9 protein-coding genes and 2 pseudogenes are annotated in these 14820 nt (G+C 63.7%); 9 read left to right on the top strand and 2 right to left on the bottom strand.

From position 1 onward, the window contains the following. Positions 1-2: 2 nt before the first annotated feature. From K2L43_RS04350 to K2L43_RS04325, 6 genes are all read left to right on the top strand, one after another. Positions 3-4919: an N-6 DNA methylase gene (locus tag K2L43_RS04350; RefSeq protein WP_220638578.1), complete on the top strand. Its 4917-nt coding sequence runs from the start codon at positions 3-5 to the stop codon at positions 4917-4919. A 4-nt stretch (positions 4920-4923) separates the two neighbouring features. Further along, positions 4924-6870 carry a chromosome partitioning protein ParA gene (locus K2L43_RS04345; protein WP_220638577.1) on the top strand — a complete coding sequence of 649 codons (1947 nt, stop codon included), beginning with the start codon at positions 4924-4926 and terminating at the stop codon, positions 6868-6870. Positions 6871-6943: 73 nt separating this feature from the next. After that, complete coding sequence (locus tag K2L43_RS04340) at positions 6944-8341, top strand: DUF3696 domain-containing protein (protein WP_011804274.1); 1398 nt, start codon at positions 6944-6946, stop codon at positions 8339-8341. Further along, positions 8338-8865, top strand: coding sequence for a hypothetical protein (locus K2L43_RS04335; protein WP_011804273.1), 528 nt, complete (start codon positions 8338-8340; stop codon positions 8863-8865). The genes K2L43_RS04340 and K2L43_RS04335 overlap by 4 nt, the downstream gene beginning before the upstream one ends. Before the next feature lie 5 nt (positions 8866-8870). Next, positions 8871-9578, top strand: coding sequence for an RNA ligase family protein (locus tag K2L43_RS04330; RefSeq protein ID WP_220638576.1), 708 nt, complete (start codon positions 8871-8873; stop codon positions 9576-9578). 150 nt (positions 9579-9728) lie between these two features. Next, the gene (locus K2L43_RS04325; RefSeq protein WP_255580531.1) at positions 9729-10508 is read left to right on the top strand and encodes an HNH endonuclease; all 780 of its coding nucleotides are present in this window, start codon (positions 9729-9731) and stop codon (positions 10506-10508) included. 294 nt (positions 10509-10802) lie between these two features. Here the strand turns inward: K2L43_RS04325 and K2L43_RS04320 are convergent. After that, positions 10803-11132 (bottom strand): annotated as a pseudogene (locus tag K2L43_RS04320) (transposase); the annotation flags it as partial. 82 nt (positions 11133-11214) lie between these two features. On the opposite strand from K2L43_RS04320, the gene K2L43_RS04315 reads away from it, so the two are divergent. From K2L43_RS04315 to K2L43_RS04305, 3 genes are all read left to right on the top strand, one after another. Continuing rightward, positions 11215-11553 carry a transposase gene (locus K2L43_RS04315; protein WP_015912731.1) on the top strand — a complete coding sequence of 113 codons (339 nt, stop codon included), beginning with the start codon at positions 11215-11217 and terminating at the stop codon, positions 11551-11553. After that, positions 11550-11882: an IS66 family insertion sequence element accessory protein TnpB gene (gene tnpB / locus K2L43_RS04310; RefSeq protein WP_015912732.1), complete on the top strand. Its 333-nt coding sequence runs from the start codon at positions 11550-11552 to the stop codon at positions 11880-11882. The genes K2L43_RS04315 and tnpB overlap by 4 nt, the downstream gene beginning before the upstream one ends. An 80-nt stretch (positions 11883-11962) precedes the next feature. Beyond that, the gene (locus K2L43_RS04305; RefSeq protein ID WP_015913892.1) at positions 11963-13516 is read left to right on the top strand and encodes an IS66 family transposase; all 1554 of its coding nucleotides are present in this window, start codon (positions 11963-11965) and stop codon (positions 13514-13516) included. Between the two features lie 38 nt (positions 13517-13554). Here K2L43_RS04305 and K2L43_RS04300 read toward each other — a convergent pair. After that, positions 13555-14760: pseudogene (locus K2L43_RS04300) on the bottom strand (IS66 family transposase); the annotation flags it as partial. Between the last annotated feature and the right edge of the window lie 60 nt (positions 14761-14820).

Here is a 14820-nt window from a genome sequence, read left to right as displayed (position 1 = left end):
GCATGAAACGCATCCGCCACCACCGGCAGCAAGCCACGCTCAACCTGCCTACCCTGCAGCTTGAAGGCAGCCTCTTCCTGCCCGACCAGCTCGAAAAAGCCGCCCAGGGCCGCGCGCAAGACCAAGCAGACACCGACTACGGCATCCCCAAAGGCGTCAAGCTCAAGGACGAATACAGCCGCGCCTTCCAGATCGCCTGCGCCCAGTGGCAGCACTTTGCCGCCCAAAGCGAGCGCGCCGACGTGGACGACCACGCGCTCACCCAAAGCTATGTGGCCGAACTGCTGCGCGATGCCCTGGGCTACGCCGCCGCGCAGTCCACGGCCACGGTGCAGGCCGGGGCCTTCGCCTACCCCGTCAGCTTCATGGCCGGGCCAGCCACCGCCAGCGTGCCCGTGCTGGTGGCCCCCCACTCCCTCGCGCTGGACGAAGCCGACCCGCGCTTTGCCGTGGCTGGCAGCGGCAGCCGTAAAAAGTCGGCCTTCCAGGCCATGCAGGAGCTGCTCAACGCCAGCCCTGACCACACCTGGGGCATTGTCAGCAACGGCCGCCAACTGCGCCTGCTGCGCGACGCCGCCAGCCTCACCCGCCCCGCCTACCTCGAATGCGACCTGGCCGACCTGCTGGGCGGCCAGCGTTATGCCGAGTTCGCCAACATCTGGCGCCTGTTGCACGCCAGCCGCGCGCCGCACACCGGCGGCGCGTGCATTTGGGAGCGCTGGCGCGAAGCTGGCAAGGCCGAGGGCACCCGCGTGCGCGACGGCCTGCGCCACGGCGTGGAACAGGCCCTGCTCACCTTCGGCGAAGGCTTCTTGCAGCACCCCGCCAACGACGCGCTGCGCGCCGCACTGCACGAAGGGCAGCTCAGCCAGGACGCCTACTTCCAGCAACTGCTGCGCCTCATCTACCGCCTCATCTTCGTCTTCACCGTCGAAGAACGCGGTGTGCTGCACCCGCAGGACGACAGTGCCGATGCCCTGGCCGCCCGCAAAGCCTACGCCGAAGGCTATGCCCTGGCCCGCCTGCGCCAGCTCTGCCTCAAGCGCCGCGCCCGCAACCGCTTCGACGACCACTGGCAGGCCATTCGCATCGTCTGGCGCGGCCTGGCCCAGGGCGAGCCCCGCCTGGCCCTGCCCGCGCTGGGCGGCCTGTTCGTGCCCAGCCAGTGCCCGCACCTGGACGCGGCCAGCCTGCACAACACCCACCTGCTGGCCGCCTTGCAGCACCTGCGCTGGGCCGTCACCACCCAGGGCAAAGCCAGCAGCCTCACCCCCATCGACTACCGCAACATGGGGCCGGAAGAGCTGGGCAGCGTGTACGAAAGCCTGCTCGAACTCGTGCCCACCATCGACCTGCCCGCGCGCCGCTTCGGCTTCGTCGGCCTGACTGAAGAAGGCAGCACCGCCGGCAACGCGCGCAAGCTCACCGGCAGCTACTACACCCCCGACAGCCTGGTGCAGCAGCTCATCCACAGCGCGCTCGACCCAGTGATCGCGCAGCGCCTGGCCGCCAACCCCGCCCAGCCGGTGGAAGCGCTGCTCTCCATCCGCGTCATCGACCCCGCCTGCGGCAGCGGCCACTTTCTGCTGGCCGCCGCGCGCCGCCTGGCTGAAAAGCTGGCCCAACTGCGCGCGCCCGAGGGCGCCGTGACGCCCCAGGCCTACCGCCACGCCCTGCGCGAAGTGGTGGGCCGCTGCATCTTTGGCGTGGACCGCAACCCCATGGCCATCGAACTGGCCCGCACCGCGCTGTGGCTGGAAGGCTTTGAAGAAGGCCGCCCCCTGGGCTTTCTGGACCACCACCTGCAATGCGGCGACGCCCTGCTGGGCCTGACCAACCTGGAGGCCCTCAAACAAGGCATTGCCAAGGACGCCTTCAAACCCCTGAGCGGCGACGACAAAGAGGTGTGCAAACAGCTTGCCAAACGCAACAGCGCAGGCCTCAAGCAACTGGCCAAAGACGTGCAAAGCGGCCAGCACCTGCTGGCCTTTGCCGCCGATACCGGCCTGCAAGCCCTGCAGGCGCTCGAAGCCCTGGGCGCCGACACTGCTGAAGACGTGGCCGCGCAAGAACGTGCGTACTATCAAATTTGTGAGCAGCTAGCACACAGCCCGCTTGCGCTGGCGGCCGATTTGGCTATCAGTGCCTACCTGCTACCCAAAACGCCAGACACCGCTGCACAGGTGCCCACCAGCGAAACCCTGCACACCGCCCTGACGGCCCCGCAGCTTCTGGCCGACCCTGGCGCAGACCAATCCGCCACCGTAGCCGCCGCCCGGGCTGCTTGCCAGCAGGCCCGTGTGTTGCACTGGCCGCTGGCCTTTCCGCAGGTCTATGCCGCAGGCGGTTTTGACTGCGTGCTAGGCAACCCGCCGTGGGAGCGCATCAAGCTGCAAGAAGAAGAATTCTTTGCCACACGCCACCCCGCCGTGGCCGCCGCGCAAAACAAGGCCGAGCGCACCCGCTACATCAACGCACTCAGCCAAGGCCAGTTGGCGCATCTGCTGGCCAGCGCAGGCACCGGCACGCCCCTGCCCGAAGGCGGTAGCGCCGCTGAAAAGCGCCTGTACGCCGAATTCATCGCCGCCCGCCGCGTGGCCGAAGCCACCAGCGTCTTCATGCACGTGGATGGCAGCGATGGCGGGCGCTACCCGCTGACCGGCGTGGGCGACGTCAACACCTACGCCCTGTTTGCCGAAACCATCCTGCAAATCACCGCACCCACGGGCCGGGCAGGGTTCATCGTCCCCACGGGCATTGCTACCGACGACAGCACCAAGGCCTACTTTGGCCACATCACGCAAAGCGGACGCCTGGTCAGTCTGTACGACATTGAAAACCGTGATGCCCTGTTTGCCTCCGTACACCGCAGCTTCAAGTTTTGCCTGCTTACGTTGGGCCAGGCCGAGGCGGCAGAGTTTGTCTGCTACGCCGGCCAAGTCGTCCAACTGGCCGACCCGCGCCGCCGCTTCACCCTCACGCCCGACGAATTCCGCCTTATCAACCCCAACACGCTCACCTGCCCGGTGTTCCGCAGCAGCGCCGACGCCGCGCTTACCAAGAAGCTCTACAACGCCGCCCCCGTGCTCATCCGCGAAGCCGTGTGGGCCGGTGAAGGCAAGCAGGCCAAGCTGGTGGAACCCGAGGCCAACCCTTGGGGGATTTCGTTCTCGACCATGTTCCACATGTCGAACGACAGCGGCCTTTTCCTGAACGCCCCCGCCGAGGGCCGCCTGCCCCTGTACGAAGCCAAGCTCATCCGCCAGTTTGACCACCGCTGGGCCACCTACACCCCCGATGGCGACAGCCGCGACCTGCTGCTTGGCGAAAAGCAAGACCCCGCCACCACCGTCACCCCGCGCTACTGGGTGCAGGCGCGCGAAGTCTGGCTGCGCGTGGCCCGCCTGCCCCAGGGCCTGCACAAAGCCCTGAAAGACGGCAACCCAGACGCCACTGTGCTGTGCGCCACCCAACTGCTGTTCGGCTGGTGGCTGCAGGAGGCCCGCCGCCGCGACCCCGCCGTGGGCACCTACACCGCTTGGCAGGCCTTTGTGCGCCAGCACCCCTACGCCAGCGAAGTGGCACCTGTCAGCCTGGGCCTGTGCGGCAACAACCCGGCCAGCATCCAGCCCTTGAACGACAACTATCTGCCCGCCGAGGGCGCGGTGGAGGTCTTCATGTCCAACGAGCGCCACGGCACTGCCTGGTACGCCGTGGATGCGCAGGCCGAGCAAACCGTGCTCGACTTCACTGCCGACCACCGCCACCTTCCCGCACCCAGCGGCCCCTTGCACGACCGCGACGCCGTGCTGGCCCTGGCCGAGCGCTGGTTGCAAGCGGCTTGCCCGCAGTGGTTGATGGGGTGGCGAGACATTTGCCGAGCGACTGACGAGCGCACGGTGATTGCGTCGGTAGTGCCGCTGGCTGGGGTGGGGCACACCATGCCGCTGTTTTTCACGTCGCAGACGGCCGCACACAACGCCGCCTTGCTGGGCAATCTGGGGGCTTTGGTGCTGGACTTCTGCGCACGGGTCAAAGTGGGCGGCACCCACTTGACCTATGGGTATCTCAAGCAGTTTCCCGTGCTACCTCCTGACCGCTACACCGAAGCCGATCTGGCCTATATCGTCCCGCGCGTACTTGAACTGACCTACACCGCGCACGACCTGGCGGGCTGGGCCAAAGACCTGGGCTACAACGGACCACCTTTTGCCTTCAACCCCGAGCGCCGTGCCGCCCTGCGCGCTGAACTCGACACCTACTACGCCCGCCTTTACGGCCTTACCCACGACGAGCAGCGCTACATCCTCGACCCTGCTGCTGTCATGGGCGAGGACTACCCCAGCGAAACCTTCCGTGCGCTCAAGAACAAGGAGCTGCGCGAATACGGCGAGTACCGCACACAACGGCTGGTGTTGGAGGCGTGGAAGGCGCTGGAAGCACAACTCCCAGTGACCATTCCAGCACCCCGGCCGGCGCGGCGCACCACGCCGCTTCCCATCTATGCGCAAGGCGGCACACCGGCTTCCGAAGCCGAGGATTGGCTGGCGGGCGTGGTGTGCGATGTACTCCTGCAAGCCGGCCAGTGCGATGACAACCGCCTGCGGCGCATCGTCTTGGCCCCGTTACCTAAAAGCACTCCTTTCATCGAGGCGCTGCCCTCTTGGCTGGCACCCGTGAACACGGAGCGCTGGGCGCATATCCGTGGCTGGCTGCACGGCCTGCTGGGCGTTCCCGTGACGGCACCACTGTCCATCCGCAATCCGGAGGCGCTGGCCAACGTGATCGGCGATCACCGCACCCAATCACTGGCTGCCGCATTGATCCAGGCCCACGATCAACAGGAGGCGGCGCTGAAAGAAGTACTGGCCGGTGCTGCATCGGTCGTGCAGTCCAACGAATTACGCAAACAAGGGTAATCCGATGAGCGACGTCAGCATCTCCGCACCCAACCCCGTCCTCCAGCCCCGTTTGTGGGTGGAAACGCTGTGGCTGCTGGATTCGCTCACGGCCACCCAACCCCTGCGCGAAATCCCCTTGCAACGCGGGCTAAACCTGATCGTGTCGCCGCCGGGTACGGGCAGCTCTGGGCACGGCGTGGGCAAAACCGCGTTCTGTCAGTTGCTGCGCTTTGCGCTGGATGATCCGCTCTGGTCCGATGGCTCCACCTTGCGCGACGAACTGCTGCACAGCCGTGAGTTGAAAGAGGGCGCCGTCGCCGCGCGCGTGCACGTGGGTGGTGAAACCTGGACAGTGCTGAAGCCCTGGCTGCACCAGAAGCAATACCGTGCATCGCGCACGGCGGACTGGAAGCAACTGGCAGCCAACGAGGCTGAGAATGAATTCGCCGCCTACCAGGCCGCGCTGCGGCGGCATCTGGTGGAGATACTGCCCGTGCAAAAGCTGCCGGGGTCCGAGCAGCCCATCGAATGGCATCAGATTCTGGCCTGGTGCTCGCGCGACCAGAACGCCCGATATCACAGTTACTACCAGTGGCGTGCGGACGGCTCAGGCTTCAGTTGGCCGGCCAAATCACCTGCCGCGCTGATGCAGATCGTGCTGGGCCTGCTGCCTGATGGCACCACTTTGCGCGAGCTGGACGGCACGGCCAAAGCGCTGGAGAAGCACAAAGCGGATTTGCAAGCGCTGCGCGAGGAGCCCGCCCGCTTGCTGAAACACGTGCGCCGCCAACTGGCCCGCCACCTGAACGTCTCCACCAAAACACCGTTCCGGCAAGATGGCTTGCTTGAACACCCCAACCTGATCGGTTTTGCCAAGCAACGGCATGAGGCCTATCAACAGGAACTGGTGGCCATCAATGCCGAACGGCAAGAGCTGGCAGCACAGCGCCAAGCATGGATGGAAAAGCGTGCGCCGCTGAAAGCGGGCATCGATCTTCTGACCAACCGAATCCAGCAAAACGAAGCACTTGCCGCTGGTGATATGCAGGCGGTCAAGCGGCTGCAAAACGAAGCCTCGTCGTTGCAGCAGTTGCTGCCCACGCGCTGCGATGCAGGAAGCCGCTTGCTCAAGGAATGCGATCACGTGATGGAACGAATCGAGCAGACGCAGATTGACCGAAGGCAGCGCATTACACAGCACCAGCGCTCCAAAGAAACGCTTGAAAACGAACTGCTGCCCCTGCGCCGCCGACTGGCCGAGCTGGAGGCCGAAACGGCTCCCATGAATGAGCAACTGACAGCCATTGATCAGCAGGATGCCGCGCTGACGACAAGGCATGCACAGTCCCTGTCCGCCGACCAGCTTCTCAGCGATGCCATAGAGGACTATGAACTGTATGAAGACATTGCCACAGGCAAGTCAACCTCACCGGAGATCGGGAAGCTGGAGCGTCAACTGGAATCGACCCAGCGCCGCCATGGTCAGCTTCAAATCCAGCTCGTCAAAGAGCGCGATGCAGTGGCGGGGCGCCGCCAGGTCATCAGTGCCACGATGCAGTCTGTCGCCAAGTCACTACCCTCATTTCACTGGGGCGTGCTCAGCGATGACGACAAGTACCGCAACCGCCCGTTCCAGATGGGGCCCAGGCACTCGACGACCTTCAAGGTGCTCGAAATTCTGGCCGGAGACATTGCTTGCCTGATGGACAGCACCTCTCCTGAAAGCTTTCATCCAGGCTTTCTTCTGCATGACTCGCCCCGAGAGGCGGAGATGAGCGAATCCATGCTGTGGGCACTGCTGGGCCACGTGGCGTCGAGCGAAAGCGATGCATTTCAGTACATCGTCACCACCTCAACAGAGCCAGCAGAAGCGTTCAAGCGCTTTGAGCGTCTCAAACTTTCTTCGGACAGTGAAGATGGCCTTCTGCTACGTCGCCGCGTGGGTGCGGAGCAGAGGCCATTAGCGTGAAGAATGAGGGCATGGACAGATTCACACAGATATTGATGACGTGCGATAAATAGAAATCCGGAGAATTGCCTCAATGCTTACCCACCTGCACATCAAAAATTTCAAGGCTTGGAAAGATACCGGGCCTATTCGCTTGGCTCCGCTCACCGTGCTCTTTGGCGCCAATAGCGCGGGTAAGAGCAGCCTAGGCCACCTGCTGCTGGCATTGCAGCAAACTGCACGCTCCACCGATCGCAAGCGCGCGCTGCATCTGGGTGACACCTCATCGCTGATCGATCTGGGCACGTTCACCGATTGCCTCCATGGGCACGATTTGACGCAATCACTTTCCTTTGAACTGGGTTGGACTCTGCCCAAAGCAATGGATGTACGTGACCCGCTGCAAACCGAAGCCCGCTATCAGGGCAATCACATGCGACTGGATGTGGCACTCGCCGCCAACAAGGCACAGCAACCGGAAGTTCAGACGTTGCGATATGGCTTATTTACAGGTGAGAAAGAGGTGCTTGATGTTGTGCTTGAGCGCGACGAGAAGCGCAAGCTCCATCTGACATCTGAGCTCTACGGCTTCAAGATGGCCGATGGACGCAAGTGGCCGTTGGAAGAGCCCGAGAAGTTTTACCGTCTCTCGGACACCAGCATGGCTCGATACAAGAACGCAGGCTTTCTGGCGGACTTCGCCCTGGCCACCGAAAGCATGCTGGAGCGTATCTCCTACCTGGGGCCCCTGCGCAGTCATCCTCAGCGTATTTACCAATGGTCGGGCGATACACCTGCCAGCGTCGGGCAGATGGGCGAGTACACCATCGCTGCCATTCTGGCGGCGCAAGGCGAAGGCCGACGGCTCAATCGGCAGGTCGGGCACCACACCAAGGGTTTTGCCGAGTTCATTGCTGCGTGGCTCAAAGACTTGGGTGTCATTCACGACTTTGCGGTGCGCCCCGTGGCCGCAGGGCGTAAGGAATACGAAGTGCTGGTGAAAACACACGCCAAGGCACCAGAAGTCAAGATTACCGATGTTGGCTTCGGAATTTCTCAGGTGCTGCCGGCGTTGGTGCAAGCGTTTTACTGCCCACCGCATTCCACCATATGGATGGAACAACCCGAGATTCATCTGCACCCGCAAGTTCAGGCCGAGTTGGCCGATGTCTTCATTTCCGCGACTCAGGCCCGCGAGGGCGGGAGGCCTCGTGACGTGCAGTTGATTGTGGAGAGCCACTCCGAGCATTTCTTGAACCGCTTGCAGCGCCGGGTTGCAGAGGGCGTTGTCAAGCCTGAAGACGTGGCGGTGTACTTTTGCCGTCGCGCGGATTCAGCCACGGAGTTGGAGCCATTGAAGCTCAACATGTTTGGTGAAATCGAGAACTGGCCACCGAATTTTTTCGGTGACGAGATGGCCGACATTGCGGGGCGTACCTTAGCGGCCATGAGGCGGAAAAAGGAGATCAACCAACAAGGTGGTGCGCTGTGAAGGCAGTGATTGATACCAATGTGCTACTGGTCGCTAACGGTCAGCATGCGGATGTTTCGGAGGATTGTGTGATCGCATGTGTGACTCGCCTGCAGTCAATCCAACAATCAGGCGTTGTGGTCATTGATGATGGCTACCGGCTTGTGGGTGAGTACCACCACAAAACCAGCCTGACACCTCCAAAGGGTGTCGGAGACAAGTTCCTGAAATGGATCCTGCAACACACCGGAACGTCAAGGGTAGAGCAAGTCAATCTAAACGAAACCGTTCCAGACTGTTTCATCGAATTCCCCGATCCAGCGCTCGAACCACTATTCGACGCGCCAGATCGCAAATTTGCTGCTGTGGCCCATGCCCACCCGGACAAACCCAAGATCTTGCAAGCGGCAGATTGCAAATGGCTGGACTGGTGGCCAGCGCTCCGCGCCAAAGGTGTCGAAGTCGATTTCCTATGCCCAGCTGATGCCTGCTCGTTCTACAACAAGAAATTTCCGAAATACCCCGCCCCCCAGCTGCCGGATTGAACGCCATGGGTAAGGATTTCTTCCGTTTCCCCTCCACCCCGCACCTCGCCTGGCTGGCCAAGGACGGCATGCCACGTGACGACAAGGTGTTGTCGCCCGCCGAAGCGCAGGCGCTGCTGTCTGGCAACGTAGTGGTGGAAGAAAAGCTTGACGGTGCGAACCTGGGTCTTTCTCTGTCGCCAGATAGCGCACTACGCGCCCAAAATCGTGGCCAGTATCTGAGCGATCCCCATACGGGGCAGTTCGCGCGCCTGCCCGCTTGGCTGACGCAACATGAACCCGGCTTGCGTACCGTACTCCGCCCGGAGTTAATGCTGTTTGGCGAATGGTGTGCCGCTCGCCATTCACTGGGCTACGACGCGCTGCCCGACTGGTTCTTGCTGTTCGATGTATATGACCGCAGCATTGGACGTTTCTGGAGCACTTCCCGGCGCAACGCGCTGGCCGCAGAGGCCGGGCTGTCCACGGTGCCGCTGGTATCGAGTGGCCTCACCACCCTGGCAGCGCTGAAGCAGTTGCTAGTGGATACGCCTAGCCGCTATCGCGCCGGGCTGCCGCTGGAAGGCGTGGTGGTGCGGCGCGAATCGGGCGAGTGGTGCGAAGCACGTGCCAAGCTGGTGCGACCCGATTTCACCCAGGCCATCGACACCCATTGGCGCAAGCGCACCATCGACTGGAACCGGGTGGATTGGACTCGCGTAGAGACGCATTGACATGGTGTTGTCCATTTCTAAGTGCGATTTCCCCACCGTTGATGTCAGCAGCGACCAACCCTCTCCTGAACTGGCCGGGGCGTCGTTTCGAGGCGTATCGGATCAAATCGGATGAATTCGGATGTCCCATTCAATATCACAGCGTCGCCCATGAACCCGCTGCAACGTGCGCTCGTTGAAAAAACCGGCCACGACCATGGTTTTGAGCATGTGCTGGCCAGTGACTTGGAAGGCGTGACGCTGGCCTCGGCACTGCATGCGGCACGCGCGTCGGTCTCGGTGCTACCCGAGGGCGGCTACCTGCTGCGACTGCAAGCAACCACCCCAGCGTTGTTGCCCGAGATGCTGCGCTCGTTTGCCCAGGTGCTGCGTGCTGACGGTTTTGCGGCCAGCAGTGAAGCTGCGCTGGCCGCGCTTCTGGGCCGCAGCGCCAGTTTGGCACGGGCCTTGCCCAGCCAAGCGGCACAGGACTTTGAGGCTGCCGTGTCCAGCCAGTTGGCCCAGTTGCCTGCTGGGCTGGGCGGCACCGAGGTGGAGCGCTTGGTACGTCAGCGGGTCGGCCAGCAAAAGTTCCGCGAGGCTATGCTGGACTACTGGGGCGGCACCTGCGCTGTAACCGGCGTGACCCTGTCCGAAGTTTTGCGAGCGAGCCACGCCAAGCCCTGGGCAGAGTGTGCAAACGATGCCGAGCGGTTGGACGTGTTCAACGGTTTCTTGCTGGTCGCCAATCTGGACGCGCTGTTCGACCGTTTTTTAATTAGCTTTGACAACACGGGGCGGTTGTTGGTGTCTTCCGCCCTGCACGTTGATGATCAGCATCGCTTGGGGTTGCAACCGGGCATGAAACTGCGCTGGCTCGGTGAAGCCCATCGGGGCTATCTGGCTTGGCATCGAAAGCAGTGGGAAGAAGGGACCGGGTACTGGCGATAGGCAAAGACCGGGCAATCAACCATCGCAGCCCCATTGCAGCCCTTGGCAGCATGCATCCGGCACCGTAGCAGCACACATCCGACGCTTGGCAGCACGAAGTTGGCTCGCTGATGGCCCGCCCATGGCACACACGGGGGTCAAGTAACAATCTTCGCCAGTTGCCTTCTTGGCACCATGGCGGCACGCAATGAGCACCCGCATGGCTCCATGACAACACGTATGACCGCATCTGCGGCACCAATGTATCCGTCCGGCCACCCCATATTGACCGTCGCCGGCGGTCATGACTGAGACTCAGATCGTGGCGCTCTGCCACCGATGCGGCAACAGTTCCCCGATGCGGCTGTCCTTGTGTGTGGGCAGTCGGGTCATCACATCCTTGAGGTAAGCGTGTGGGTCGTGGCCATTGAGCTTGGCCGACTGGATCAGGCTCATCACGGCAGCCGCACGCTGTCCCGCCCGCAGCGACCCGGCGAATAACCAGTTCTTACGACCGAGCGCGACCGGTCGCATCTGGTTCTCGATCCAGTTGTTGTCGATCGGCAGTTGGCCGTTGTCCAGCAAGCGCGTGAGCGGCTGCCAGCGCCGCAGGCTGTAGTCGATGGCCCGTGCCGTGGCTGAACCGTAAGCGCACGGTCATCCCACCCTTGAGGGCGGCGGCGTAAGCGGCAACGATGGTGTCCACCAAACCAGATAGGTGGACACCATGACCGAAGCCCAGAACAAGACCCGTCGGCGCCACAGCGCCGAGCTCAAGCAGCAGATCCTGGCCGAGTGCGCCCAGCCCGGTGCATCGGTGGCCAGCGTGGCGCTCTCGCACGGCATCAACGCCAACGTCGTGCACAAATGGCGCCGACTGGCCCATGCCCCCAGCACAGATATGCAAGTTCCCACCTTCGTGCCGGTGACGCTGCCTGCGCCCAGCTGTGCGCCGGCCCCAGACATCCGCATCGAGTTGCGCCGTGGCGCTACCAGCATCTCGCTGACCTGGCCGGTCTGCGCGGCCGAGCACTGCGCGGCCTGGATGCGGGACCTGCTCAAGTGATCCGCATCGACGCCCTGTGGCTGGCTACCGAGCCGCTGGACATGCGTGCCGGCACAGACACCGCGCTGGCCCGTGTGGTGGCCGTCTTCGGTGCTGCGCGTCCGCATCACGCCTACCTGTTTGCCAACCGGAGAGCCAGCCGCATGAAGGTGTTGGTGCACGACGGCATTGGGGTGTGGCTGGCGGCGCGGCGCCTGAACAGCGGCAAGTTCGTCTGGCCGCGTGACGGTGCGTTGACCACCACGCTCAGCCGCTCGCAGTTCGACGCTCTGGTGCTCGGGTTGCCTTGGCAGCGCCTGGGCGATGGTGGCCTCATCACCGTGCTCTGAATCTGATCGCTGACATGCGGCCTGCCAATCGGTGCATGTGCCAATGGCGTGGCGTTACCGGCGCTGGCACAGTCATGCCCATGGTCGTAGAGCCGCAATCCCTGGATAGTCTGAGTCCCGAGCAATTGCGCTCGGCGCTGCTGTCCATGCTGCAAGCCGCTGCTGCCAAGGACCAGGAGCTTGCCTTCAAGCAGACCCTCATCGACAAGCTCACGCACGAGAACGCGCTCTTGAAGCGCATGAAGTTCGCCGCCCAATCAGAGCGCTTCAGCCCTGAGCAGAAGAGCCTGCTCGACGACGAGATCGAAGCGGACCTGGCGGCCGTGGCCAGCGAGATCGACGCGCTGGCGCAGACGCAAGCACCGGCCACCCCCGAGAAGAGACAGGCCAAGCGGATGCCCTTGCCGGCGCACCTGCCACGCCGCGAGATCCGCCACGAACCCACGTCCACCACGTGCGCGTGTGGCTGCCAGATGAAACGCGTGGGCGAGGACGTGGCCGAGAAGCTGGACTATGTGCCCGGCGTCTTCAGTGTCGAGCGCCACATCCGCGGCAAGTGGGCCTGCGCCCGGTGCGAGACCATTCAACAAGCGCCGGTCGAGGCGCACGTCATCGACAAAGGTATCCCCACCACCGGCCTGCTGGCCCAGGTGCTGGTGGGCAAGTACGCCGATCACCTGCCGCTGTACCGGCAGGAGGCGATCTTCGGCCGCGCTGGCCTGGCCATCCCTCGCTCGACCCTGGCGCAGTGGGTGGGCACCTGCGGGGTGCGGCTGCAGCCGCTGGTCGATGCCCTGAAGACCGAGATCCTCAGCCACCGGGTGCTACACGCCGATGAGACGCCGGTGGCCATGCTCAAGCCCGGCGATGGCAAGACGCACCGCGCCTACCTCTGGGCCTATGCGCCGGGGGCCTTCGAGAGCATCAAGGCTGTGGTCTACGACTTCTGCGAATCCCGCTCGGGCGAACACGCCCGGCGCTTCCTGGGCCACGGCACCGACAAGGCCTGGAAGGGCTGCCTGACCTGCGACGACTTCAGCGGCTACAAGGCCTTGATCGCCAGCGGCGTGACCGAGGTGGGCTGTCTGGCCCATGCCCGGCGCAAGTTCTTCGACCTGCACGCGGCCAACCAGAGCCAGATCGCCGAGTTCGCCCTGCAGCAGTTCGCCCGGGTCTATGAGATCGAGCGGGACGTCAAAGAGCTGGACACCGAGCAACGGCAAGCCGTTCGGCAGCAGCAGACCCGGCCGATCCTGGACGCTCTTAACGAGTGGATGACGCTGCAACGGCGCCAGGTGCCCGACGGATCAGCAACCGCCAAGGCGCTGGACTACAGCCTGCGGCGCTGGGATGCGCTGACCCGATTCGTGGATGACGGACAACTGCCGGTCGACAACAACTGGATCGAGAACCAGATCCGGCCCATTGCCATCGGTCGTAACAACTGGCTGTTTGCCGGCAGCCTGCGTGCGGGCCAGCGAGCGGCCGCCGTCATGAGCCTGATCCAGTCGGCCCGTATGAACGGGCACGACCCGTATGCCTACCTCAAGGACGTGCTCACGCGACTGCCCACGCACAAGGCCAGCCGCATCGTCGAGCTCCTGCCACACCGCTGGAAACCCGCCGACGCCTGATCACCGGCCTCGGTAGGCCTGGGTTTGCCGGACGCTTACGCTGAACCCTCGGGTACCTTACTGCGGTGCTCGCTCAGCCAGGCGTGCAATTTGTCCACGATCGGGCGGCTGTGCTGCTGGCGCATTCGCAGCCGCTCGGTGCCATCGACATTGCTCGCCTGCCTCTCCACCTCGTAGAGCTGCCCGATCTGCACCAGCGCCTGCTCGGCGATCTGGCTCTTGTTGGCTGCGTGCAGCTCAAAGAACTTGCGCCGGGCGTGCGCCCAGCAAGCCGCTTCGGTGATGTGCTCGCCCATGAGCTGCTTGTAGCCCGCAAAGTCATCGACCAGCAGCGTGCCGCGCCAGCCGTTGAGAAATTCACCGGCGTGCTTGCCCGCGCGGCTTTCGCAGAAGTCGTAGACCACGGCCTTGAGGTCTTCGTGCCGCCCCGGGGTGTAGGCCCACAGGTAGGCGCGGTGCGTCTTGCCATCGCGCTCGCTGCCGCGCTTGAGCATCTGCACCGGGGTCTCATCGGCGTGCACGATGCTGTGTGCGAGCACCTCCTGACGCAGCGCATCGACCAGCGGCTGCAGTTGCACGCCGCAGCTGCCCACCCACTGCGCCAGGGTCGAGCGTGCCAGCGGCACCCCAGCACGGGCATAGATGCTCTCCTGGCGGTACAGGGGCAGGTGGTCCGCGTACTTGGCCACCAGCACCTGGGCCAGCAAGCCGGTGGTGGCCAGGCCCTTGTCGATGATGTGCGCCTCGACCGGCTGCTGCTTGAGCGTCTGGCAGCACGCGCACACCCATTTGCCGCGCACATGGCGGTGCACCATGAACACGCCGGGCGTGTAGTCGAGCTTCTCGGCCACGTCCTCGCCCATGCGGCGCATGGCCTGGCCGCAGCACTCAGTCACCTCGGGCTCGTGTGTGAATTCCTGGCGCAGCAGTTGTGCCGGCAATGGCAGGCGCTTGGGTTGCTGGCGTGGGCTGCGCTCTTCAGCCGAGCGCAGCTGCTCGATCTCCTCATCCACCGCCTGCAGGTCTTCTTCGAGCGCGTCTTCCAGCAGACTGCGCTGATCGGCGTTCAATGCCTCGGTCTTGGCGGCGAACTTCAGCCGCTTGAGGATGGCCATCTCGTAGCTGAGCTTGTCCAGCAGCGTCTGCTTGTGTTTGAGCTCGCTCATGAGGTGCTGCAGCATCTGGCGCATTTGCGCCTCGTCCATGCTCTGCAGATCCACCGGTTCGTTCATGGCCGTCATCATCCCTGATGGGTGGGCAGCCGCCTACTGGCATATCCACGAATTGAACGCCGCCCCAGGGGC

It is taken from the genome of Diaphorobacter sp. MNS-0, assembly GCF_019602835.1.
Taxonomy (GTDB): Bacteria; Pseudomonadota; Gammaproteobacteria; order Burkholderiales; family Burkholderiaceae_C; genus Diaphorobacter; species Diaphorobacter nitroreducens.
This window is presented reverse-complemented; position numbering and strand designations above follow the sequence as displayed.